This window comes from Streptomyces avidinii (genome assembly GCF_014650695.1).
GTDB classification, from domain to species: Bacteria; Actinomycetota; Actinomycetes; order Streptomycetales; family Streptomycetaceae; genus Streptomyces; species Streptomyces avidinii.
This window is the reverse complement of record NZ_BMVL01000007.1, coordinates 67,163-89,121: the sequence shown is the minus strand read 5'-3', so window position 1 is coordinate 89,121 and position 21,959 is coordinate 67,163. Positions and strand designations below refer to the sequence as shown.

The following is a 21,959-nucleotide window of genomic DNA, read 5'->3' as shown; positions in this document are numbered from 1 at the left end:
GGGGCCCGGCGAGGCCGAGGGGGCCCGGCGGGGGCGGTCGGGGTCACGCCGTCGGGGGCGGCGTGGTCGAGAGCAAGTAGCCCGCCTGGAAGCGGGACTTGGCGCCCACCGCGCGCATGATCTCCGCGATGTGCCGCTGGCAGGTCCGTTCCGACATGCCCAGACGGCGCGCGATCACCTTGTCCTCCAGGCCCTCGGACAGCAGCCGGACGATCGTCTGCCGCAGCTCGTCCGAGATGGACCGGGCCGCCTCCGGACTCACCGACGTGGGGAAGGGCTCCGCGCCCAGCCAGGACCGCTCGAAGGTCGCCGTCATGAAGTGCACGACGCTCGGCTCCCGCACCACCAGCGCCGCCCCGCTGCGGTCCGGCACTGCCATCAGGCCCGTGTGGTCGTCGAAGATCAGCATGCGCATCAGCCCGTCGCCCAGGGTCCGCACCTGCGCCCCCAGCGCCGTCACCCGCTCGACGTAGGCCGCCGTGGGCCGCGAGTAGCGTGCCGTGTGCTGGTAGATCGTCCGCATCGAGACCCCGCGCGTGAGCAGCGATTCGTCCCGCCCGATCGACTCCTGCAGCGTCTCCAGCGGGCGGCCCCCGCCGGGCTGCGAGGTCAGCAGCTCCCGCTCGCACGCGGCGACCAGCTCCGCGATCAGTCCCCGTACCGCGCCGAGGTCCGTGACCAGCTCCAGGCGGCCCGGTCCCATCGGGTCCCGGTGCGCGGTCCCCGCTTCGTACGCGGGCACCAGCGCCTCCAGCCGCCCGCGCAGCCGGTCCATCTCGTCGTGGGTCTCCCGTACGAGCAGGGCCAACGGGGCCAGGGCCCGGGCCGCCGCGGCCCGGGGGGCCACCGCGCTCCAGCGGTCGGGGTCGTCGCCCGGGGCCCGCTGGAGCAGGTGCGCGGCGGCCAGCTCGGTGATGGCCGCGGCCGCGCGCACGCCCAGTGCGCCGGTGGCCTCGCACGCGTCGAAGGCGTGCCGCTCCACGGCGTACGCGTACAGCCGCCGGGCGGCGGGGCTCAGCTCCCCGGCGGCTCCGGCCGCCCCGGATTCCTCGGAAGGCATATGCACATGCGTCCCGAGTTGTGCGGATTTATAAACCCCTCGTGTTCCCGCAAGGCGGCAAGACGACGCCTGGAACGCCGTCCTCGGCATATTCCGAAGAGGCACAGTGGGTGGCGCGGCGCGAGGGGGGAAGCGCGGTGCGCGCAGCGGACACCCAGGCGAGGACGGGGGCCAGTGTCCTGCTGCGCCCGCGGCCGGCCGTGGTGGTCGCGCCGGGTCCGTCGGTGCCATCCGACCGTGAGGGGGCGGATCGGCGGGTGAGGACGGACCGGCGCGACCCCCGAACCACAGGTCCGGGCCCGGCCCGGCCCGTCAGCCCGCGTCCGGCTTCGCGTAGTCGCCGTAGCCGGTCCAGTCCAGCACGACGCACGGCTCGTCACCCAGGACCCAGGCATCGTGCCCGGGCGCGATCCGAATGAACTCGCCCGGACCGAGGTCGGCGCTCTCCCCGTCGTCCATGACCAGCTTCATCCGGCCGCTCACGACGTACCCGGTGTGCGCGGACTGGCAGCTGTCCGTGCCCGCCAGCGGCTTGATGTGCAGCGACCAGCGCCAGCCCGGCTCGAAGACGGCCCGTCCGACCGCCCCGCCCTCGGTGCTGACCAGGTCAAGCCTGCCCGTCCCGGCCTCGAAGGGCCGCGTCTCGTCCGGCTGGTCGAAGTTCCTGTGGATCAATCCACCCATGGCCGGTCGCCTCCGGTAGCGAAGCAGCTCCCCGAGTCCACTCCTCACGTTACGCGCGCCCGGGCCGCGGTTCACCTCCGCAGCGATCTCCCGAAGCCCGAGGCCAGCGGCATCCGCAGGCCGAGCGGCGGCGGCGCGGCCAGTGCGTCCGTCACCGGCCGCGAATACCGGCCCGAGAACACCGCGCCCAGCACGAAGTCCACGGCCAGCGCCACCACTTCGGGCTGGTGCTCACGCAATCCGTGCCCGTCCGAATGCACCTCGAAGCGGCACGTCGCCCGGTTCGCCTTCTTCGCGCGCTCCGCCAGCCGGAAGGAGCTCTCCGGATCGCTGCGCGCGTCGTCGGTCCCGTGCACGATCAGCACCTGCCGTCCCGACAGCTGTTTCACCGGCTCGGGGGAGTCCGCCCGGGTCCCGGCGGCCCCTAAGCAAGGAGCCATCGCCACCACCGAGTTGACGGCCCCGTGGCCCGCCGCCCGCAGTGCGGCCAGGCCCCCCGCGTCATAGCCGGCCAGGCACACCGGCACGTCCCCGTACCGCCGCACCGCCTCGTCCGCCGCCCACCGCGCCTGGTCCTCCCGGGAGGAGTCCCCGCCCTGGATGACCATGTGCGCGACCAGCCCCTCCGCCCCGCCCGCCCGGGCCAGCGCCCGCGCGAGCGGACGCATGGGACCGGGGGTGAATCTGGACGCCCCGGGAAGCAGGAGCACCACCCCGTTGACCGCACTTTCCGTCGAACCCGAGCCGGTTCTCGCGCCGACCGCCCGCCCCAGACGGGCCCCGCGCGCCGGCGGCGCATGCAATGCCATGGCGGAACAGTCTCAGACCTTCGGGTGTACGCCATCCGTACGCACGGTCTCTGTTACATATCGACGCTTCCCGTCGGGACCCCGCTCTACGCGCGTAGGAGTAGAGTGCGCAGATGACGAGCGAGACCCCCAACCTGCCGACCGCGGATCAGATCCGCCGTTCCCCGAAGGTGCTGCTGCACGATCACCTCGACGGTGGACTGCGCCCCGGGACCATCATCGAGCTGGCCCGCGAGGTCGGCTACGAGAACCTCCCCGAGACCGACGCCGACAAGCTCGGCATCTGGTTCCGCGAAGCCGCCGACTCCGGCTCCCTCCCGCGCTACCTGGAGACCTTCGCGCACACCTGCGCGGTCATGCAGACGAAGGCCGCCCTCTTCCGGGTCGCCGCCGAGTGCGCCGAGGACCTGGCCGAGGACGGCGTCGTGTACGCCGAGATCCGCTACGCGCCCGAGCAGCACCTGGAAGCCGGCCTGACCCTCGAAGAGGTCGTCGAGGCCGTGAACGACGGCTTCCGTGAGGGCGAGCGCCGGGCGAAGGCCAACGGCCACCGCATCCGCGTCGGCGCCCTGCTGACCGCGATGCGCCACGCCGCCCGTGCGCTGGAGATCGCCGAGCTGGCGAACCGCTACCGCGACAACGGTGTGGTCGGCTTCGACATCGCCGGTGCCGAGGCCGGGTTCCCTCCCACCCGTCACCTCGACGCCTTCGAGTACCTCAAGCGCGAGAACAACCACTTCACCATCCACGCGGGCGAGGCCTTCGGCCTGCCGTCGATCTGGCAGGCCCTGCAGTGGTGCGGTGCCGACCGCCTGGGTCACGGCGTGAAGATCATCGACGACATCGAGGTCGCCGAGGACGGTTCCGTGACTCTGGGCCGCCTGGCCTCGTACGTCCGGGACAAGCGCATCCCCCTGGAGATGTGCCCGACCTCGAACCTGCAGACCGCCGCGGCCGCCTCGTACGCCGAGCACCCGATCGGTCTGCTGCGCAAGCTGCACTTCCGGCTCACGGTCAACACGGACAACCGCCTGATGAGCGGCACCAGCATGAGCCGCGAGTTCGAGCACCTGGTCGACACCTTCGGCTACACGCTCGACGACATGCAGTGGTTCACCGTCAATGCGATGAAGTCCGCGTTCATTCCTTTCGATGAACGACTGGCCATGATCAATGAAGTGATCAAGCCCGGTTATGCCGAGCTGAAGTCGGAGTGGCTGTTCCAGCAGACCGCCTCCACCAGCGGTTCCGTCTCGGCCTAGGCCATGGCGTGACGTAGCGGAAGCGCCCGGGAGTGAGAATTCCCGGGCGCTTTCTCGTATTTAAGGATGTTTGCGGGCGGGGGTTTGAAGTGACTAGTTTTCAGAGCCGCTCAATTCCCCGTCGCAAGGACAACTTTTCATGAAGAAGTCAGCTGCCAAGACCCTCGGTACCGCCGCTCTCGGTGTCGCCTTCGCCGCGGTTGCCGCCGGTACCGCTTCCGCCGCCGTCCCCGCGGTCGGCCTGACCGACGCGCTGGGCACCGCCACCGGCGCGCTCCAGGGCGTCACCAGCCAGCAGCACGTGAGCCCGGAAGGCCAGCAGTCGAGCGACCCCACCTCTCAGGTCACCGGTGTGCTGACCCCGCTCACCAACGGTCTGAACGGCCTCGGCGGCTGAGACCTGCCCGGTCGCGACGCGTACACGTGTGCGGTGGGTGGATGCCCCTTCGATCGGGTATGTGTCCCGCCGCACCGTGTGCCACGATCGCCACCAACTGCCCGCCGACGCTTTGGGTATGAGGTTCTCGGTCATGCGCATGAAGGCACGAGCGACGATGGTCGCGCTGATCCCCGCCCTGCTCCTCGCCGCCGTGGGGTGCAGCAGCACCGACACCCCCGCGACGGGCAGGGCCCCCGATCCGAAGGGCTCCGCGGGCAGCACTTCCGGCGCGTCCGGAGCCGCCGCGCCGTCCGCCGCGGCGAGCGGATCGGCCGCGCCGAAGACCGGTGGCAGCGCGCTGGAGCGGTCCGCGCTGGCACAGGGCGACCTGGCCGGGTACCAGGTCTCCGCCCAGGGCAAGAACCCGAACGCCCCGGACGGTCAGCCGCAGGCCGACAAGAAGGCCTGCCAGCCCCTGGCCGACGTCATGGGCGACGAGCCGGACCCGTCCGCGCGCGAGACCGTCAGCCGGGGCATCGGCTCCCAGAAGCAGATCGGGCTCGCCGTGTCCGCCTCCGTCAGCTCCTACTCCGAGAGCGACGCCAAGGCGCTGATCTCCCGGCTCAAGGCCGCCGTCGCCGCCTGTGGTACGGGCTTTTCGGCCAAGGTCGAGAAGCAGAGCGGCAGTTACCGCGAGGTGAAGAAGGCCGACTACCGCACGGGTGGCGACGAGAGCGTCAGCTGGACCATGACCGCGGCCGCGGAGGGCGTATCGGCGCAGGTCCACCTGGTCGTCGTACGCGAGGGCGACACCGTCGTGCGGCTGATGGCCCTCAACGTGGCGGCGGCCCAGCAGAAGGCCCAGGTGCCGCAGGAAGTGGCCGACAAGCAGCTGGAGAAGGTCCAGAAGGCCGGCTGACCGGCCGGCCCGCCGAGTGGACGCGGGCGGCCGGACGGACCGTCGGCCCCGGACGGGCGGTCGGCCGGCCGGGATTCCGGCGGTCTACCAGGCGGCCGAGGTCGAGGTGGACTTCTCGTTCGGCAGCAGCACCCACAGCGCGATGTAGACCAGGAACTGCGGGCCGGGCAGCAGGCACGAGACGACGAATATGGCGCGCATCGCGTTCGCGGAAATTCCGAAACGCCGCGCCAGTCCGGCGCAGACTCCGCCGATCCAGCGGCCGTCACGGGGGCGGACCAGGGCGCTCATGAGGTTCTCCTTCGTCGGGATCGCTTTCCTGCGATGCCTCAATACTCCCGCTGGACCGCCGACAGAACGTCGGTCCAGGGACCGAGCCCGACCCTGGAAATCTTCGGGGTATCCCCCTGATAAACGGTGTGTGAGCGCCGCATCCGGGCCCGCAGCGCCGGTACGACGGCCACGTGCGCGAGCACCACACCGAGGGTGTTCAGCAGCACCGAGTCCACGTCGACGACCTGGCCCGGCACCGCGGTCTGGAGCATCTCGATGCACACCGAGGCCAGCGCGCCCGCGGCGGCCGTCCGGGCCAGCGAGGACCACGCGGACAGGGCCGACGGTGCGAGCCGGCCGCTGATCAGCGGCAGCAGCACCCCGAGCGGGGCCAGCAGCGCGAGTCCCTCACCGATCCGCCGGGCGGCCTCCAGGGGCCCCAGGGCGAGATGGGCCGAGATTCCCTCCAGCGGGCTCAGATTGGGTGCCGCCGCCCAGGGAACGTCCAGCGGCCGCAGGGTCAGCCAGCCGACGACCACGAAATGGGCGGCGAGCAGGGCCCCGGCCAGCAGGCGGAGACGGAGGTTGATCGCGGTGGCGGTGGCGGCGGTTTCGCCGTCCTCATGACGCTGCACACCTGCGAGGACGCATCACCCGGTAGCACTGGTTCCGGCCGGAAGGGGGTGTGGCGGGGAGCACCCGAAACGGGCGCAACCGGCGTCCCGGCCGGTCAGCCGGTGGCGACGAGGACGATCAGGATCAGCGCGCCGGCCAGGGCGGGCGCGATGATCTCGTACGACCAGCGCACGCGCACGCTGCCCTGGGCGCCCGGCCGCGAGGCGCGGCTCTCGGCCAGTGCCTGGAGGTCGTCGACGATGCGGTCGGCGCTGGCCCGCATCGGTTCGGACGGGGCGGTACGGGCCCGCGCGCCCGGGTCGGCCGAGGCGCCCGGGTCGCGGCGGTCGTGGGCGCTGTGGCGCACCTGCTGGCGGTTGGCCTTCTTCCGCTCCCGCAGCGAGACCGGCACCGCCCAGAGCTGGTACTTCGATCCCTCGGCCAGCACCTCGGCCGAGTACCCGGCACGCACCGCGTCCACGGCCGCCCAGGGCAGCTCGATGATCCGGAAGGGGTTGCGGACGCGCAGCCGGTCGTCATTGGCGAAGACGGCCGGGCGGATCGTGAAGGCGACGATCAGCGGTACGACGCACAGTGCCACCGCCAGCGCGATCCACGGGGTGTTGCCCGAGCCCCGAATCACGGCGTCGCCGCAGAGCCAGGCGGTCAGCGCGAGCAGCAGTACCCCCGAGACGACGCCCATGGAGGATCGGTAGACCCGGTCTGCGTACACCGGCTCGTCGGTCGGCTGCTGGCTGCTCATGGGGTCGATTCTGCCCCACGCCGTCTCAGCCCACGAGATCGGCGTACAGGATGATGTTGTCGGGCCGGTGGCCGTCGGTGATCTCGCCGCCGCAGGTGATGACGCGCAGCTCCGGGCGGGCGGTGTCCCCGTACACCTTGGCGGTCGGGAACTCCTTCTTGCCGACCTGCTCCAGCTCGCGGACGCGGAAGACGGCGGTGGTGCCGTCGGCCCGCGAGACGGTGATCTCCGCTCCGGTGCGCACCCGCGAGACGTCTCTCAGCACGGCCGGGCCGCGCGCGGTGTCGAAGTGGCCGATGAGCACGGCGGGCCCGGTCTCGCCCGGGGTGACGCCGTTGGTGTACCAGCCGATCCTGTCCCCGTCGGCCACCGAGGGCACTTCGACGGTGCCGTCGGCGGCGAGGCCCAGCTTCAGTACGGGCGAGGTGTCCACTCCGGCCGCGGGGATACGTACGCGTACGGGCTCGGAGGCGGGCATCGGGGCGGTGGTCGCGGACGGCGGATCCGGCTCCTGTCATGGTTCGGTGACGGAGAGTGGAGGTGTCGATTCCATAGCGGATTCGGGGGCGGGGGTGACAGGTCGCTACGCGCGTAGATATGCTCATCTGGTGACCATGCCCACCACCCTCACCGCATTCGCTGACGTGACGACGTCCGACAGTGCGCTGCGCCGCTTCCTGCACGGGCTGCCCGGCGTCGACGCTGTCGGCCTGGAGGCCCGCGCGGCCTCCCTCGGCACCCGTTCGATCAAGACGACGGCCAAGGCGTACGCCATCGACCTGGCCATCTCGATGATCGACCTGACGACGCTGGAAGGCGCGGACACCCCGGGCAAGGTCCGGGCGCTCTCCGCCAAGGCCGTCAATCCCGATCCGACCGACCGCACGACGCCGATGACGGCGGCCGTCTGTGTCTACCCCGACATGGTGGCCACCGCGAAGGCCGCGCTGAACGGCGCCGACGTCAAGATCGCCTCCGTCGCCACCGCCTTCCCGGCCGGCCGTGCAGCCCTGCCCGTGAAGCTCGCGGACACCCGTGACGCCGTCGCCGCCGGCGCCGACGAGATCGACATGGTCATCGACCGTGGCGCCTTCCTCGCCGGCCGCTACCTGGAGACGTACGAGCTGATCAGGACCATCAAGGAGGCCTGCGTCCGCGAGGACGGCAGCGCCGCACGCCTGAAGGTCATCTTCGAGACCGGCGAGCTGTCGACCTACGACAACATCCGCCGTGCCTCCTGGATCGGCATGCTGGCGGGCGCCGACTTCATCAAGACGTCGACCGGCAAGGTCGGGGTCAACGCCACTCCGGCGAACACCCTGCTCATGCTCGAAGCCGTCCGCGACTTCCGCGCGCAGACTGGAATCCAGATCGGCGTGAAGCCGGCCGGCGGCATCCGCACCACCAAGGACGCGATCAAGTTCCTGGTCCTGGTCAACGAGACCGTGGGCGAGGACTGGCTGAGCAACCACTGGTTCCGCTTCGGCGCCTCCAGCCTGCTCAACGACCTGTTGATGCAGCGCCAGAAGCTGAGCACCGGCCGTTACTCCGGTCCCGACTACGTGACGGTGGACTGATCACCATGGCATCTGTATTCGAGTACGCACCGGCTCCCGAGTCCCGCTCGGTCGTCGACATCGCCCCCTCCTACGGGCTTTTCATCGACGGAGAGTTCACCGACGCCGCCGACGGCAAGGTCTTCAAGACCGTCTCGCCGAGCAGCGAGGAGGTCCTCGCCGAGGTCGCCCAGGCGGGCGCCGCCGATGTGGACCGCGCTGTGAAGGCCGCCCGCAGGGCCTTCGAGAAGTGGTCCGCGCTGCCCGGCTCCGAGCGCGCCAAGTACCTCTTCCGCATCGCCCGGATCATCCAGGAGCGCAGCCGCGAGCTCGCCGTCCTGGAGACCCTGGACAACGGCAAGCCGATCAGGGAGACCCGCGACGCGGACCTCCCCCTGGTCGCCGCCCACTTCTTCTACTACGCGGGCTGGGCCGACAAGCTCGGCCACGCGGGCTACGGCGCCGACCCGCGCCCGCTCGGCGTGGCCGGCCAGGTCATCCCGTGGAACTTCCCGTTGCTGATGCTCGCGTGGAAGATCGCCCCGGCGCTCGCCGCCGGCAACACGGTCGTCCTGAAGCCCGCCGAGACCACCCCGCTCTCCGCGCTGTTCTTCGCGGACATCTGCCGTCAGGCCGGTCTCCCCAAGGGCGTCGTCAACATCATCCCCGGTTACGGGGACGCGGGCGCCGAGCTGGTCGCCCACCCCGACGTCAACAAGGTCGCCTTCACCGGCTCGACCGCGGTCGGCAAGGCCATCGCCCGCCAGATCGCCGGTACGGACAAGAAGGTCACCCTGGAGCTGGGCGGCAAGGGCGCCAACATCGTCTTCGACGACGCCCCCATCGACCAGGCCGTCGAAGGCATTGTCAACGGCATCTTCTTCAACCAGGGCCAGGTCTGCTGCGCGGGCTCCCGCCTGCTGGTCCAGGAGTCGATCCACGACGAGCTGCTGGACTCCCTCAAGCGCCGCCTCTCCACGCTGCGCCTGGGCGACCCGCTCGACAAGAACACCGACATCGGCGCGATCAACTCCGCCGACCAGCTCGCCCGGATCACCGCGCTCGCGGAGACCGGCGAGGCCGAGGGCGCCGAGCGCTGGTCCCCGGCGTGCGAGCTGCCGTCCTCCGGCTACTGGTTCGCCCCGACGCTCTTCACGAACGTCACCCAGGCGCACACCGTCGCCCGCGACGAGATCTTCGGCCCGGTGCTGTCCGTGCTGACCTTCCGTACGCCCGACGAGGCCGTCGCCAAGGCCAACAACAGCCAGTACGGCCTCTCCGCCGGCATCTGGACGGAGAAGGGCTCGCGCATCCTCGCGGTCGCGAACCAGCTCCGCGCCGGCGTCGTCTGGGCCAACACGTTCAACAAGTTCGACCCGACCTCGCCCTTCGGCGGCTACAAGGAGTCGGGCTTCGGCCGCGAGGGCGGCCGCCACGGCCTGGAGGGCTACCTCGATGTCTGAGTCTTCTGCGACCCGCCTGAACGTCTTCAAGACCTACAAGCTGTACGTCGGGGGCAAGTTCCCCCGCTCCGAGAGCGGCCGGGTGTACGAGGTGAGCGACTCCAAGGGCAAGTGGCTGGCCAACGCCCCCCTGTCCTCCCGCAAGGACGCGCGTGACGCGGTCGTCGCGGCCCGCAAGGCCTTCGGCGGCTGGTCCGGCGCGACCGCGTACAACCGCGGGCAGATCCTCTACCGCATCGCCGAGATGCTGGAGGGCCGCCGCGAGCAGTTCGTCCGCGAGGTCGGCGAGGCCGAGGGCCTGTCCAAGTCCAAGGCCGGCGCGGTCGTCGACGCGGCCATCGACCGCTGGGTCTGGTACGCGGGCTGGACCGACAAGATCGGCCAGATCGTGGGCGGGGCCAACCCGGTCGCGGGCCCGTTCTTCAACCTCTCCACCCCGGAGCCGACCGGTGTGGTCACGGTGATCGCCCCGCAGGACTCGTCCTTCCTGGGTCTGGTCTCGGTGATCGCCCCGGTGATCGCGACGGGCAACACCGTCGTCGTCATCGCCAGCGAGAAGTCCCCGCTGCCGGCCCTCTCCCTGGGTGAGGTGCTCGCCACCTCCGACCTGCCCGGCGGCGTGGTCAACATCCTGTCCGGCAAGGCCGGCGAGATGGGCCCGCACCTGGCGTCCCACCAGGACGTCAACGCGATTGACCTGGCGGGCGCCGACCCGGTGCTGGCCAAGGAGCTGGAGATCGCGGCGGCCGACAACCTCAAGCGCGTCCTGCGTCCACAGCCTGTGGACGACTGGAGCGCCGACCCGGGCATGTCGCGCATGACGGCGTTCCTGGAGACCAAGACCGTCTGGCACCCCACCGGGTCGCTGGGCGCGGGCGGCTCGTCCTACTAGTCCTTCCCGGACGGCCCCCCGTACGAGACCGGCCCCGGCAGCGTCCCCCGCGCTGCCGGGGCCTTCTCGTGCCCTGGGCCGGCCTACGCCTTGGGGAGCACCGGCCCGAGCAGCGAGGAGGCGGCGGCGGTGGGCAGTTCCCCGACCGAGGGCCCCTGGGTCAGGATGCCGGTGACCATGCCGGTCCCGACGGACGGGAAGTCGGCGACCTTCGTGGCGACGCCGTTGTCCAGCGGGTCCACACCCGTGTGCGCGAGCGGGTTCACCTTGAGGTTCGCGATCGGGTCGGTGACCCCGGCCAGGGCTGCCGGAACGTCGAGCTCGCCGGCCTGGGCGCCGCCCGCGGCCATCGCCAGGGCCGCACCGGCCATCGAGACGGTCAGTCCGGCGCTGCGGAGCCGGTTCGGTAGGGAAGGGGCTGCGTGACGTGCCATGGAGATCCCGCCTGAGGTCGTAGTCGCGTGCGCACGCAGCGTAGTTGAGGTGTGTTCCTGGACACCAACCGGCCACCGGGAGGATCCCCTACCCGGGGGAATGGTTCAGACTGGTGTCCCGTGAGCTCCTCCTCTCCTTCGCCGACCCGAGTCGTCCTGCTGACCGGTCCGTCGGGCTCCGGAAAATCCTCGCTGGCCGCCCGATCGGGGCTGCCCGTGCTGCGCCTCGACGACTTCTACAAGGAGGGCGACGACCCCTCCCTGCCTCTCGTCGACGGCAGCTCCGACATCGACTGGGACTCCCCGCTGTCCTGGGACGCGGACGCGGCGGTCGCCGCGATCGCCGAACTGTGCGCGGCGGGGCGGACCGACGTCCCGGTGTACGACATCGCGACGAGCTCCCGCACGGGCGCCGAGAGCCTCGACATCGCCCGTACGCCGCTGTTCATCGCGGAGGGCATCTTCGCCGCCGACGTGGCTGCCCGCTGCCAGGAGCTCGGCCTCCTCGCGGACGCCATCTGCCTGCGGGGGCGCCCCTCGACGACCTTCCGCCGCCGGCTGGCCCGCGACCTGCGGGAGGGCCGCAAGTCCGTGCCGTTCCTGCTGCGCAGGGGCTTGCGGCTGATGCGCGCCGAGCGGGGCATCGTGGCCCGGCACGTCGCCCTGGGCGCGCACGCCTGCGCCGGCGACGAGGCCCTCGGCCGCCTGGCCGCAGCCGCGGCGGGCCGCCACCGCACGGCGACCCCGGCGTAGCCCACCGCCCCGGGTGCCGGCCCGGCCGGCGTTCGGGGCGCGGTGCATCGCCTGACCCGCGCATGCGAAAAGGCGGGATCGAGTGGACCCCCGTCCGCTCGATCCCGCCTTTTCCCCCCGCGACCCCCGTCCCACCCCCGTAGGACGGGCCCCCCGGCCCGATGGCTTTTGTGTGTGCCGCGTTACGCGACGAGCTCCTCGAAGGACTCCGCCTCGTCACGGCCGAAGCTGAGCGCCTCGTCCTCCCGCAGGCGGCGCAGCGAGCGCCAGATGCTCGACTTCACGGTGCCGACGCTGATGCCGAGGATCTCCGCGATCTCCGGGTCCGTGCGGCCCTCGTAGTAGCGGAGCACCAGCATGGTGCGCTGCGGCTCCGGGATGCGGGTCAGTGCCTGCCACAGGACCGCGCGCAGCTCCGTACCGCGCATCGCGTCCGTGTCGGAGGCCGTCTCCGGCAGCTCCTCGGTCGGGTACTCGTTCAGCTTCCGTCGGCGCCACGCGCTGATGTGCAGGTTGGTCATCGTCCGGCGCAGGTAGCCGCCGACGGCCGCCTTGTCGCTGATCCGGTCCCAGGCGCGGTACGTGGAGAACAGCGCGCTCTGCAGCAGGTCCTCGGCCTCGTACCGGTCGCCGGTGAGGTGGAAGGCCGTCGCGTACAGGGCGGCACGCCGCTCCTGGACGTACGCCGTGAACTCCGCCTCCGAGGTGGAGGAGGGCGTCTGCTCGGCGGCGGGAACCGCCTGGTACTGGTTTGCGTCAATGGCTACGACGTGGGCCGGCCGGGGACGGGCGACCGCCACCGTACGGACACCCGCCCGGCGGTTCACATCGTGCAGCCGCGTGACAACCGCGCTGGTCGTGGTGCTGTGCAGCGTGTTCATCTCGCGCCCCCCGTCGTGGAGTGTGTCTGCTTCGGTCCGTTGTGCGTTGATAGAAGATTGCCCCGCCGACTTAACCGGGGTGTCCGTCGACTGTCACAGCCCTGTCACAGCGACTTCTGACAGGACCCCGACAGGATCACGTCGCCCGACGGTCGAACTCCCGACTACCGATGGGACAGAATGAGCCCGTGCCTTTCCTGTTGCTGATCGAGGACGACGACGCCATCCGCACGGCCCTCGAACTCTCCCTGTCACGCCAGGGCCACCGTGTGGCCACCGCGGCGACGGGCGAGGACGGCCTGAAACTGCTGCGCGAGCAGCGGCCGGATCTGATCGTGCTGGACGTGATGCTGCCCGGGATCGACGGTTTCGAGGTGTGCCGGCGGATCCGCCGCACCGACCAACTGCCGATCATCCTGCTCACCGCGCGCAGCGATGACATCGACGTGGTGGTGGGCCTGGAGTCCGGGGCCGACGACTACGTGGTCAAGCCCGTCCAGGGCCGGGTCCTCGATGCCCGGATCCGGGCCGTACTGCGCCGCGGCGAGCGCGAGTCGAGCGATTCGGCGAGCTTCGGCTCCCTGGTCATCGACCGGTCCGCCATGACGGTGACGAAGAACGGCGAGGACCTCCAGCTCACCCCGACCGAGCTGCGGCTGCTGCTCGAACTGAGCCGCCGGCCGGGGCAGGCGCTGTCGCGCCAGCAGCTGCTGCGGCTGGTCTGGGAGCACGACTACCTCGGTGACTCGCGGCTCGTCGACGCCTGTGTGCAGCGGCTGCGCGCCAAGGTCGAGGACGTGCCGTCCTCGCCCACCCTGATCCGTACGGTCCGGGGTGTCGGCTACCGCCTGGACTCCCCGCAGTGATCCGCGCGTTGCTCGCGGGCCGGCGCTGGACCAGCCTGCGGCTGCGGCTCCTCATGGTGTTCTGCCTGGTCGCGCTGACGGCCGCGGTCTCGGCCTCGGGCATCGCCTACTGGCTCAACCGCGAGGCGGTCCTCACCCGCGTCCAGGACGCCGCCCTCGGCGACTTCCGGCAGGAGATGCAGAACCGGGCCGCCGCACTGCCCGCCGATCCCACCGCGGAGGAGCTGCAGCGCACCGCCGAGCTGATGGCGGGCAGCAGCCCCGGCTACAGCGTGCTGCTGGTGCAGGTCGGCAAGGACAACCGGCAGATCTTCGGCGCGGCGGGGCCCGACTCCTTCGGGCTGGCCAACGTACCGAAGTCCCTGCAGAACGCGGTGAACGACCGGCAGAAGACGACCGCCGCGAACGACTCCGAATACCACGTGTACTGGCAGCGGACGAAGCCGAACGGCAATCCGTACCTGGTCGGCGGGACCCGGATCGTGGGCGGCGGGCCCACCGGTTACATGTACAAGTCGCTCGCGCAGGAGCGGGACGACCTCAACGCGCTCGGCTGGTCGCTGACCATCGCCACCGGTCTCGCGCTGCTCGGCTCCGCGCTGCTGGCGCAGGCCGCGGCCCGTACCGTGCTCAAGCCCGTGCAGCGGCTCGGGGACGCGGCGCGGCGGCTCGGCGAGGGCGAGCTGGACCACCGGCTCGACGTGTCGGGCACCGACGAACTCGCCGACCTGTCGCACACCTTCAACAAGACGGCCGAGGCGCTGGAGAAGAAGGTCGCCGACATGAGCGCGCGGGAGGAGGCGAGCCGGCGTTTCGTCGCGGACATGTCCCACGAACTGCGGACGCCGCTGACCGCGCTGACGGCCGTGGCGGAGGTGCTGGAGGAGGAGGTCGACGACCTCGATCCGATGATCGCACCGGCCGTGGCGCTGGTCGTCAGCGAGACGCGCCGTCTCAACAACCTGGTGGAGAACCTGATGGAGGTCACCCGCTTCGACGCGGGGACGGCCAGGCTGGTGCTGGACGACGTGAACGTCGCCGACCAGGTCACGGCCTGCATCGACGCCCGGGCCTGGCTCGACGCGGTGGAACTCGATGCCGAGCGGGGCATCGTGGCCCGCCTCGACCCGCGCCGCCTGGACGTCATCCTCGCCAACCTGATCGGCAACGCGCTCAAGCACGGCGGCTCGCCGGTGCGGGTGTCGGTGACCGTGGAGGGGGAGTGGCTGGTGATCGCGGTGCAGGACAACGGGCCGGGCATTCCCGAGGAGGTCCTGCCGCACGTCTTCGACCGGTTCTACAAGGCGAGCGCGTCGCGGCCGAAGTCGGACGGCAGCGGGCTCGGCCTCTCCATCGCCATGGAGAACGCGCACATCCACGGGGGCGACATCAGCGCCGCCAATGGGGCGGGCGGCGGTGCGCTGTTCACGCTGCGGCTGCCGGTGGACGTGGGAAAGGTGCTCGCGGGTGACGAGGATGCGTAGGGCCCTGCCGGTGGTCCCGGCGGTGCTGGTCCCCTTCGTCGCGGCCGCGCTGCTCGCGACGTCGGCCTGTGGGATCCGGGCGACGACGGTGCCGGTGGACGTGGGTGCGGCGCCGTCGCGCGTGTCGTGCGACACGCAGCCGCAGCCGAGTGGGGTGCAGGGCTTCCGGGCCACGGTGGAATTGGTCTGCGGATCGCAGCTGGTGGGTGTGGAGCGAGTGGTTCCGGTACCCGAGAAGAAGCCGGTACGGGACCCCCTGGCGCTCGTCGCACAGGCGCTGCTGGAGGCGCTGGAGCGGACGCCGACCACGGAGGAGCGGGACGCCGGCTTCACGAGCGAGGTCCCGGCCGGGCTCTCGGCGGGAGCCCCGAGGCCGGGGGACCCGGTGGGCACGGTGCGGCTCAGCCGCAAGCCGGAGGACCTGCCGCCGGTGGCGCTCTCGCAGATCGTGTGCACGCTGGCGGGCAGCGAGGCGCTGAAGGGCACCCCGGGTCCGGTGGTCCTGGGCGGTCCGGACCTGGATCCGCCGCGGGCGTGGGAGTGCACGGACGCGGTGCGTTCGCGGCCGGAGTCGGTGCCGACGCTGGGCGAGATCGCCCGCCCGACGCCCTCCGCGTCGCCTTCCTGACGCGGCGCCGCTCCCGCCGGGGGCCCTGCCCGGGACCCCCGCGCCTCATGCACCGGCGGGGCTGAAGGATCGCCTCGAACGCCGGCGGGGCTCGGGATATGCCGGCGTGGTTGAGGGGTGTGCCTCACGTGCCGGTGGGGCCGGATGTGCGAAGGCCCGGTCCCGCCGGACGGGGCGGGACCGGGCCGGGCAGGGGCCGAAGCCCCGGCTCCGCGCCCGACGGACGGAGTCCGGCGCAGCGGCACGAAGCCGGTGGGCCCCCTGGGGCCGGGACGCCGCGAACGGCGCCGGCGGGATCAGATACCCATGGCCGCGGAGAGGTCCTTCTTGATCGCGTCCAGGACTTCCTGGCCGCGGACGCGGGCCGGGGCCAGATCGGAGGCCTCGGCCACCGGGACCACGACCTCCAGGTAGCACTTCAGCTTGGGCTCGGTACCCGACGGGCGGGCGATGACCCGGGCCTTGTACGCGCCGTCCAGGTAGTAGCGCAGGCCGTCCGTGGGCGGGAGGGTCTCCGTGCCCTTGGCCAGGTCCTCCGCCGAGACCACCCGCAGGCCCGCCAGGGACACCGGCGGCTGCGCGCGCAGCGCCTCCATCGCGTCGGCGATGATCGACAGGTCCGAGACGCGCACGGACAGCTGGTCGGTGGCGTGCAGACCGTGGGCCATCGCCAGGTCGTCCAGCAGATCGGTCAGGGTGCGGCCCTGCTCCTTGAGCACCGAGGCCAGCTCCGCCACCAGCAGGGCGGCGGTGACGCCGTCCTTGTCGCGGACGCCCTCGGGGTCCACGCAGTAGCCGAGCGCCTCCTCGTAGCCGTAGCGCAGGCCCTCGACGCGGGCGATCCACTTGAAGCCGGTCAGGGTCTCCTCGTAACCGACGCCCGCCGCCTCCGCGATCCGGCCCAGGAGGCTGGAGGAGACGATGGACTCCGCGAAGACGCTGTTGCTGTCACCGCGTGAGACCCCCTTGTGGACCAGGTGCGCCGCCAGCAGTGCGCCGACCTCGTCGCCGCGCAGCATCCGCCAGCCGTCACCGGTGGGGACGGCCACGGCGCAGCGGTCCGCGTCCGGGTCGTTGGCGATCACGATGTCGGGCTGGACTTCGGCGGCCTTCGCGAAGGCCAGGTCCATCGCGCCCGGCTCCTCCGGGTTCGGGAACGCCACGGTCGGGAAGGCCGGGTCCGGCTCGGCCTGCTCGGCGACGAGCACCGGCTCCGGGAAGCCGTGCCGGGCGAAGGCCGCCAGGACGACGTCCTTGCCGACGCCGTGCATGGCCGTGTAGACGGTCCGCACGCCCCGGGGGGACCCGGGGGTCAGGACGGCGTCCGTGCGCGCCAGGTAGGCCTCCAGGACCTCGTCGCCGAGCTCCTGCCAGCCGGATTCCGGGCGCGGTACGTCGGCCAGCTTCTCGACCGCCGCGATCTGCGCCGCGATCTCGGTGTCGGCCGGGGAGACGATCTGCGAGCCGTCGCCGAGGTAGACCTTGTAGCCGTTGTCCCGGGGAGGGTTGTGGCTCGCGGTCACCTCGACGCCGGCGACGGCGCCGAGGTGCCTTATCGCGTACGCGAGGACGGGCGTCGGCAGTGGGCGGGGCAGGACGGCCGCGCGCAGTCCGGCGCCGGTCATGACGGCCGCGGTGTCGCGGGCGAAGTCCGCGGACTTGTAGCGGGCGTCGTAGCCGACGACGACCAGGCCGCCGTCGTGTCCCTGGGCCTTCAGGTAGGCCGCGAGGCCGGCCGCGGCCCGGATGACCACACCGCGGTTCATCCGCATCGGACCGGCGCCGATCTCACCGCGCAGACCGGCGGTGCCGAACTGCAGGGTGCCCGAGAAGCGGTCCGCGAGCTCCGCGGTGTCTCCCGCATCGATGAGCGCGGCCAGTTCCGCGGCCGTCTCCGGGTCCGGGTCCTCGGCCAGCCAGGCCTGCGCCCGGGTGATCAGGTCGTCCTGTGCCTGTTCCTGCACTGCTTCCGCCTTACCTCTCGTACGTCGATCAGATGCGGGCGAGGACCTGCGTCAGCAGCGTGCCCATGCGGGCAGCCGAGTCGCGGCCGGCCTGGAGGACCTCTTCGTGGTTCAGCGGCTCGCCGGACAGGCCCGCCGCCAGGTTGGTGACCAGGGAGATGCCGAGAACCTCGGCGCCGGCCTCACGGGCGGCGATGGCCTCCAGCACGGTGGACATGCCGACCAGGTCGGCACCCATGACGCGGATCATGTTGATCTCGGCCGGGGTCTCGTAGTGCGGGCCGGGGAACTGCACGTAGACGCCCTCTTCGAGGGTCGCGTCGATCTCCTTGCACATCGCGCGCAGGCGCGGCGAGTACAGGTCGGTGAGGTCGACGAAGTTCGCGCCGACGATCGGCGAGGTGGCCGTCAGGTTGAGGTGGTCGCTGATCAGGACGGGCTGGCCGGGCTTCATGCCCTCGCGCAGACCGCCGCAGCCGTTGGTCAGCACGACGGTCTTGCAGCCGGCGGCGACGGCGGTGCGCACGCCGTGGGCGACGGCGGCGACGCCGCGGCCCTCGTAGTAGTGGGTCCGGCCGAGGAAGACCAGGGCGCGCTTGTCGCCGATCTTGTACGAGCGGATCTTGCCGCCGTGGCCCTCGACGGCGGCGGGCGGGAAGCCGGGCAGCTCGGTGACGAGGAACTCGGCCTCGGGGGCGCCGAGCGCCTCTGCGGCGGGGGCCCAGCCGGAGCCCATCACGAGGGCGACATCGTGGGAGTCCACGCCGGTCAGCTCACGCAGGCGGGCGGCTGCGGCGTCGGCGGTGGCGAAGGGGTCGGTAACAGATGCGTTCACGCGGACGAGCGTAACCGCTTCCGGCCTACGCGCGTAGATGGCACAGCTCACGGTGTTCGGATCGTTGCCTTGTCGTTTCCGCCGAATCGTCCCCGACGGGGTGGCCGGGCCCAAGGACCGGGGCTCCGCCCCGCACCCCACTCGGCGCCGGCGGGGCGGTCAGGTCGGCCGAGCGGCCCCGTAGGGGGTCAGCAAGGGCGCTTGCGGATTTCCATCACGTAGTCGTGGGGGGCGCCCGCGGACTCGGCGGCGTCGGCGATCTCGCCGAGGTAGCGCGCCGAGGGCAGGCCGCCCTCGTAGCCGTTCAGCACGTACACCCAGGCCGCCTCCTCGCCGTCCAGCGTGTGGACGCGCACCCGCATGCGGCGGTAGATGTCGAGGCCGACACCCTCCCAGCGGTCCATCGACTCCTCGTCCAGCGGCGCGATGTCGTACAGGGCGACGAAGACCTGGTGGCGCGGGGCTTCGACGATCGTGGCGAGTGCGCCCTCCCAGCCCATCTGCTCGCCGCCGAAGGTCAGCCGCCAGTCGTTGATCCAGCCCGTGCCGCGCAGCGGCGAATGGGGAGCGCGGCGCGTCATCAGCCGCGGGTCGAGGTTGCCGGCGTACGCGGCGTAGAGCGACATGAGGTCGAGGGTACGGGAGGGGTGCCGGTGCACGCGTGCCCGGATGGAGGGACCGGGCGCGAAGCACCGTGAAGCGTGCGGGAGAATGGAGCACGGAATGCATCCCCCGGGGAGACCCCCCGGAACACCGGCCGGGGCGGCAGCCGGCCGGGTAGACGTGAGGCGGACTTTTCGTGACCCGGATCGTGATCATCGGCGGCGGACCCGGCGGGTATGAGGCAGCCCTGGTGGGGGCCCAGCTCGGCGCGGAGGTGACCGTCGTCGACTGCGACGGTCTGGGCGGGGCCTCGGTCCTCACCGACTGCGTACCCTCCAAGACTCTGATCGCGACCGCCGAGGTGATGACGACCTTCGACTCCTCGTACGAGGAGCTCGGCATCGTCGTCGCGGACGACACCCCGCACATCGAGCAGGCCGCGCGCGTCGTCGGCGTGGACCTCGGCAAGGTGAACCGGCGCGTGAAGCGCCTCGCGCTCGCCCAGTCCCACGACATCACCGCCTCCGTCACCCGGGCCGGCGCCCGCGTGGTGCGCGGCCGCGGCAAGCTCGGCGGGCCGCAGGGCATCGACGGCACCCGGGACGTCATCGTCACCGCCGCCGACGGGTCCGAGACGATCCTGACCGCGGACGCCGTGCTGATCGCGACCGGCGGCACCCCGCGCGAGATCCCGGACGCCATGCCCGACGGCGAGCGCATCCTGAACTGGACCCAGGTCTACGACCTCGACGAGCTCCCCGAGGAGCTCATCGTGGTCGGCTCCGGTGTGACCGGCGCCGAGTTCGCCGGCGCGTACCAGGCGCTCGGCTCCCGGGTGACCCTCGTGTCCTCCCGCGACCGCGTGCTGCCCGGTGAGGACCCGGACGCGGCCGCCGTGCTGGAGGACGTCTTCCGGCGCCGCGGCATGAACGTGGTCGGGCGCTCCCGGGCCGAATCGGCCAAGCGGGTGGGCGACCGGGTCGAGGTGACCCTCTCCGACGGCCGCGTGCTGACCGGTACGCACTGCCTGATGGCCGTCGGCGCGATCCCGAACACCAGGAACATGAACCTGGAGGAGTCGGGTGTCCGGCTCAAGGACTCCGGGCACATCTGGACCGACAAGGTCTCGCGCACCTCCGCGCCCGGCGTGTACGCCGCCGGTGACGTCACGGGCGTCTTCGCGCTCGCTTCGGTCGCGGCGATGCAGGGACGCATCGCGATGTACCACTTCCTCGGTGACGCGGTGGCCCCCCTGAACCTGAAGACGGTCTCCTCGAACGTCTTCACCGACCCGGAGATCGCCACCGTCGGTTACACCCAGGCGGACGTGGACGCCGGCAAGATCGACGCCCGCGTGGTGAAGCTCCCGCTGCTGCGCAACCCGCGCGCCAAGATGCAGGGCATCCGGGACGGCTTCGTGAAGATGTTCTGCCGACCGGGCACCGGCATCGTCGTCGGCGGTGTGGTCGTCTCCCCGCGCGCGAGCGAGTTGATCCACCCCATCTCGATCGCGGTCGACAACAACCTGACGGTCGAGCAGATCGCAAACGCGTTCACCGTGTACCCCTCGCTGTCGGGATCGATCGCCGAGGTGGCACGCCAGCTGCACACACGGAAGGCCGCAGGCGAGGCCTGATCCGGTCCAACCGCCGCATACCGTAAGGGGTTTGGGGCGGGGCGGCGTTTCGTGGCGAGATGTTCACGCAACTCTCGGGCTGCGTATACCACTAGTCGCCCCACCTTATGGACAACTTCGGTATTCCGGCGCAAAGAGCTGAAAGCAGACGGTCGTTGGGGTTACTGTCAGTTTCGTGTTCGCTGCAGAACGTCGCCAATTGATCCTCGAAATGGTGCGGGCCAACGGAGCGGTATCGCTCCGGGAGCTCGCCCGCGTCGTCCAGACCTCCGAAGTGACCGTACGGCGGGACGTGCGGGCACTGGAGGCAGAAGGACTCCTCGACCGCCGACACGGCGGTGCGGTCTTGCCGGGCGGTTTCACGCGGGAGTCCGGCTTTCCGCAAAAGTCCCATCTCGCGACGGCGGAGAAGACCGCCATTGCCGATGTCGCGGCCGGCCTCGTCGAAGAGGGCGAGGCCGTCGTCGTCGGCGCGGGCACCACGACCCAGGAGCTGGCCCGCCGGCTCGCCCGTGTGCCCGGACTGACCGTCGTCACCAACTCGCTCCTCGTCGCCCAGGCGCTGGCCCATGCCAACCGGGTGGAGGTGGTCATGACCGGCGGCACCCTGCGCGGGTCCAACTACGCCCTCGTGGGCAGCGGGGCCGAGCAGTCCCTCCAGGGGCTGCGGGTGTCCCGGGCCTTCCTCTCGGGCAGCGGTCTGACCGCCGAGCGCGGGCTGTCCACGTCCAACATGCTGTCCGCCAGCGTGGACCGGGCGCTGGTGCAGGCGGCGGCGGAAGTGGTGGTGCTGGCCGACCACACGAAGCTCGGTACCGACACGATGTTCCAGACCGTGCCGACCGACGTGATGACGCGTCTGGTGACGGACGAGCCGCCGCCGCACGACGACCGGGCGGGTACGGAGCTGCAGGCGCTGGCGGACCAGGGCGTGCAGATCACCGTGGCGGGCGGCGCGGTCGCCTCCGGCGGTGTGGACGGCATGCAGGGGCGGCGACCGCGCCGCGAGTCGCCGCTGCCGGTGCAGAGGCGCGGTGGGCCGACGGCCCAGCTGCGCAGTGCGGCCGGCGGGATGTTGGAGCCGCAGGCGGAGCGGGCGCGCGTCGCGGACATGCGGCGGCGCTAGCCGCGGCGGGCCGGCCGCTGGGGGCGCTGCCCCCAGACCCCCGCGCCTCAAACGCCGGCGAGGCTGATTCTTCA

At 71.6% G+C, this 21,959-nt stretch carries 23 protein-coding genes and 1 pseudogene; 12 read left to right on the top strand and 12 right to left on the bottom strand.

Translation table 11 applies throughout. From position 1 onward, the window contains the following. Positions 1-43: 43 nt before the first annotated feature. From IE257_RS19505 to IE257_RS19495, 3 genes are all read right to left on the bottom strand, one after another. Positions 44-1,060, bottom strand: coding sequence for a helix-turn-helix transcriptional regulator (locus IE257_RS19505; protein ID WP_229920518.1), 1,017 nt, complete (start codon positions 1,058-1,060; stop codon positions 44-46). A gap of 312 nt (positions 1,061-1,372) precedes the next feature. After that, a complete protein-coding gene (locus tag IE257_RS19500; protein WP_189970360.1) occupies positions 1,373-1,744 on the bottom strand; it encodes a cupin domain-containing protein in 372 nt (123 codons plus the stop codon). A 71-nt stretch (positions 1,745-1,815) separates the two neighbouring features. Next, positions 1,816-2,553: an alpha/beta hydrolase gene (locus IE257_RS19495; RefSeq protein WP_189970358.1), complete on the bottom strand. Its 738-nt coding sequence runs from the start codon at positions 2,551-2,553 to the stop codon at positions 1,816-1,818. Between the two features lie 113 nt (positions 2,554-2,666). Between IE257_RS19495 and IE257_RS19490 the strand changes: the two genes are divergently transcribed. The 3 genes from IE257_RS19490 to IE257_RS19480 all read left to right on the top strand — a co-directional run bounded on the left by IE257_RS19490 (position 2,667) and on the right by IE257_RS19480 (position 5,113). Continuing rightward, the gene (locus IE257_RS19490) at positions 2,667-3,815 is read left to right on the top strand and encodes an adenosine deaminase (RefSeq protein ID WP_189970356.1); all 1,149 of its coding nucleotides are present in this window, start codon (positions 2,667-2,669) and stop codon (positions 3,813-3,815) included. A 139-nt stretch (positions 3,816-3,954) separates the two neighbouring features. Continuing rightward, positions 3,955-4,212: a hypothetical protein gene (locus IE257_RS19485; protein WP_030387576.1), complete on the top strand. Its 258-nt coding sequence runs from the start codon at positions 3,955-3,957 to the stop codon at positions 4,210-4,212. Between the two features lie 118 nt (positions 4,213-4,330). Then, on the top strand, positions 4,331-5,113 hold the full coding sequence (locus IE257_RS19480; RefSeq protein ID WP_189970354.1) for a hypothetical protein: 783 nt from the start codon (positions 4,331-4,333) through the stop codon (positions 5,111-5,113). 84 nt (positions 5,114-5,197) lie between these two features. Here IE257_RS19480 and IE257_RS19475 read toward each other — a convergent pair whose 3' ends face one another. The 4 genes and pseudogenes from IE257_RS19475 to IE257_RS19460 form a co-directional block, all read right to left on the bottom strand. Continuing rightward, positions 5,198-5,404, bottom strand: a complete 207-nt coding sequence (locus IE257_RS19475; protein ID WP_189970352.1) for a PspC domain-containing protein — start codon at positions 5,402-5,404, stop codon at positions 5,198-5,200. Between the two features lie 38 nt (positions 5,405-5,442). Next, complete coding sequence (locus IE257_RS19470; protein ID WP_189970350.1) at positions 5,443-6,021, bottom strand: VanZ family protein; 579 nt, start codon at positions 6,019-6,021, stop codon at positions 5,443-5,445. Between the two features lie 95 nt (positions 6,022-6,116). Beyond that, positions 6,117-6,764 (bottom strand): PH domain-containing protein, encoded by a 648-nt coding sequence (locus tag IE257_RS19465; protein WP_189970348.1) that lies wholly within the window; start codon positions 6,762-6,764, stop codon positions 6,117-6,119. A 25-nt stretch (positions 6,765-6,789) separates the two neighbouring features. Beyond that, positions 6,790-7,245: pseudogene (locus IE257_RS19460) on the bottom strand (class F sortase); the annotation flags it as partial. A 133-nt stretch (positions 7,246-7,378) separates the two neighbouring features. Here IE257_RS19460 and deoC point away from each other — a divergent pair. Genes deoC through IE257_RS19445 form a run of 3 tightly spaced genes read left to right on the top strand, consistent with a single transcriptional unit; the run spans position 7,379 to position 10,675 of the window. Further along, a complete protein-coding gene (deoC, locus tag IE257_RS19455) occupies positions 7,379-8,341 on the top strand; it encodes a deoxyribose-phosphate aldolase (RefSeq protein WP_189970981.1) in 963 nt (320 codons plus the stop codon). Between the two features lie 5 nt (positions 8,342-8,346). Continuing rightward, positions 8,347-9,783 (top strand): aldehyde dehydrogenase family protein, encoded by a 1,437-nt coding sequence (locus IE257_RS19450; protein ID WP_189970344.1) that lies wholly within the window; start codon positions 8,347-8,349, stop codon positions 9,781-9,783. Beyond that, the gene (locus IE257_RS19445) at positions 9,776-10,675 is read left to right on the top strand and encodes an aldehyde dehydrogenase family protein (protein WP_189970342.1); all 900 of its coding nucleotides are present in this window, start codon (positions 9,776-9,778) and stop codon (positions 10,673-10,675) included. Before IE257_RS19450 ends, IE257_RS19445 begins: the two co-directional genes overlap by 8 nt. Positions 10,676-10,758: 83 nt before the next feature. Here the strand turns inward: IE257_RS19445 and IE257_RS19440 are convergent, their stop codons facing one another. Then, positions 10,759-11,109 (bottom strand): hypothetical protein, encoded by a 351-nt coding sequence (locus IE257_RS19440; RefSeq protein WP_189970340.1) that lies wholly within the window; start codon positions 11,107-11,109, stop codon positions 10,759-10,761. Positions 11,110-11,160: 51 nt separating this feature from the next. Here IE257_RS19440 and IE257_RS19435 point away from each other — a divergent pair, with 51 nt between their 5' ends. Then, positions 11,161-11,862, top strand: coding sequence for a uridine kinase family protein (locus tag IE257_RS19435; protein ID WP_078626444.1), 702 nt, complete (start codon positions 11,161-11,163; stop codon positions 11,860-11,862). Positions 11,863-12,044: 182 nt separating this feature from the next. Here IE257_RS19435 and IE257_RS19430 read toward each other — a convergent pair whose 3' ends face one another. Beyond that, on the bottom strand, positions 12,045-12,743 hold the full coding sequence (locus tag IE257_RS19430; protein ID WP_053705143.1) for a SigE family RNA polymerase sigma factor: 699 nt from the start codon (positions 12,741-12,743) through the stop codon (positions 12,045-12,047). Positions 12,744-12,931: 188 nt separating this feature from the next. Between IE257_RS19430 and afsQ1 the strand changes: the two genes are divergently transcribed. The 3 genes from afsQ1 to IE257_RS19415 are packed head-to-tail and all read left to right on the top strand — an operon-like array spanning position 12,932 to position 15,721. Further along, positions 12,932-13,609: a two-component system response regulator AfsQ1 gene (gene afsQ1 / locus IE257_RS19425; protein ID WP_189970338.1), complete on the top strand. Its 678-nt coding sequence runs from the start codon at positions 12,932-12,934 to the stop codon at positions 13,607-13,609. Between the two features lie 53 nt (positions 13,610-13,662). After that, entirely contained in the window at positions 13,663-15,093 is a 1,431-nt protein-coding gene (locus IE257_RS19420; protein WP_229920556.1) for a sensor histidine kinase, read from the top strand. Continuing rightward, positions 15,086-15,721 carry a hypothetical protein gene (locus IE257_RS19415; RefSeq protein ID WP_189970980.1) on the top strand — a complete coding sequence of 212 codons (636 nt, stop codon included), beginning with the start codon at positions 15,086-15,088 and terminating at the stop codon, positions 15,719-15,721. The genes IE257_RS19420 and IE257_RS19415 overlap by 8 nt, the downstream gene beginning before the upstream one ends. A gap of 296 nt (positions 15,722-16,017) precedes the next feature. Here the strand turns inward: IE257_RS19415 and IE257_RS19410 are convergent, their stop codons facing one another. The 3 genes from IE257_RS19410 to IE257_RS19400 all read right to left on the bottom strand — a co-directional run bounded on the left by IE257_RS19410 (position 16,018) and on the right by IE257_RS19400 (position 19,146). Further along, positions 16,018-17,685, bottom strand: coding sequence for a phospho-sugar mutase (locus tag IE257_RS19410; RefSeq protein ID WP_189970334.1), 1,668 nt, complete (start codon positions 17,683-17,685; stop codon positions 16,018-16,020). 28 nt (positions 17,686-17,713) lie between these two features. Further along, positions 17,714-18,520: a purine-nucleoside phosphorylase gene (locus IE257_RS19405; protein ID WP_189970333.1), complete on the bottom strand. Its 807-nt coding sequence runs from the start codon at positions 18,518-18,520 to the stop codon at positions 17,714-17,716. A 188-nt stretch (positions 18,521-18,708) separates the two neighbouring features. Next, entirely contained in the window at positions 18,709-19,146 is a 438-nt protein-coding gene (locus tag IE257_RS19400; RefSeq protein WP_030387598.1) for a gamma-glutamylcyclotransferase family protein, read from the bottom strand. Between the two features lie 173 nt (positions 19,147-19,319). Between IE257_RS19400 and IE257_RS19395 the strand changes: the two genes are divergently transcribed. Both IE257_RS19395 and IE257_RS19390 read left to right on the top strand, forming a co-directional pair. Next, a complete protein-coding gene (locus IE257_RS19395; protein ID WP_189970331.1) occupies positions 19,320-20,759 on the top strand; it encodes an NAD(P)H-quinone dehydrogenase in 1,440 nt (479 codons plus the stop codon). 175 nt (positions 20,760-20,934) lie between these two features. Beyond that, positions 20,935-21,885: a DeoR/GlpR family DNA-binding transcription regulator gene (locus tag IE257_RS19390; protein WP_189970329.1), complete on the top strand. Its 951-nt coding sequence runs from the start codon at positions 20,935-20,937 to the stop codon at positions 21,883-21,885. The last annotated feature ends 74 nt before the right edge of the window (positions 21,886-21,959 follow it).

Coding starts and splice junctions, on each gene's coding strand:
- IE257_RS19505 (WP_229920518.1), bottom strand. CDS start 1,060: ATGCCTTCCGAGGAATCCGGGGCGGCCGGAGCCGCCGGGGAGCTGAGC.
- IE257_RS19500 (WP_189970360.1), bottom strand. CDS start 1,744: ATGGGTGGATTGATCCACAGGAACTTCGACCAGCCGGACGAGACGCGG.
- IE257_RS19495 (WP_189970358.1), bottom strand. CDS start 2,553: ATGGCATTGCATGCGCCGCCGGCGCGCGGGGCCCGTCTGGGGCGGGCG.
- IE257_RS19490 (WP_189970356.1), top strand. CDS start 2,667: ATGACGAGCGAGACCCCCAACCTGCCGACCGCGGATCAGATCCGCCGT.
- IE257_RS19485 (WP_030387576.1), top strand. CDS start 3,955: ATGAAGAAGTCAGCTGCCAAGACCCTCGGTACCGCCGCTCTCGGTGTC.
- IE257_RS19480 (WP_189970354.1), top strand. CDS start 4,331: ATGAGGTTCTCGGTCATGCGCATGAAGGCACGAGCGACGATGGTCGCG.
- IE257_RS19475 (WP_189970352.1), bottom strand. CDS start 5,404: ATGAGCGCCCTGGTCCGCCCCCGTGACGGCCGCTGGATCGGCGGAGTC.
- IE257_RS19465 (WP_189970348.1), bottom strand. CDS start 6,764: ATGAGCAGCCAGCAGCCGACCGACGAGCCGGTGTACGCAGACCGGGTC.
- deoC (WP_189970981.1), top strand. CDS start 7,379: ATGCCCACCACCCTCACCGCATTCGCTGACGTGACGACGTCCGACAGT.
- IE257_RS19450 (WP_189970344.1), top strand. CDS start 8,347: ATGGCATCTGTATTCGAGTACGCACCGGCTCCCGAGTCCCGCTCGGTC.
- IE257_RS19445 (WP_189970342.1), top strand. CDS start 9,776: ATGTCTGAGTCTTCTGCGACCCGCCTGAACGTCTTCAAGACCTACAAG.
- IE257_RS19440 (WP_189970340.1), bottom strand. CDS start 11,109: ATGGCACGTCACGCAGCCCCTTCCCTACCGAACCGGCTCCGCAGCGCC.
- IE257_RS19430 (WP_053705143.1), bottom strand. CDS start 12,743: ATGAACACGCTGCACAGCACCACGACCAGCGCGGTTGTCACGCGGCTG.
- IE257_RS19420 (WP_229920556.1), top strand. CDS start 13,663: ATGGTGTTCTGCCTGGTCGCGCTGACGGCCGCGGTCTCGGCCTCGGGC.
- IE257_RS19415 (WP_189970980.1), top strand. CDS start 15,086: ATGCGTAGGGCCCTGCCGGTGGTCCCGGCGGTGCTGGTCCCCTTCGTC.
- IE257_RS19400 (WP_030387598.1), bottom strand. CDS start 19,146: ATGTCGCTCTACGCCGCGTACGCCGGCAACCTCGACCCGCGGCTGATG.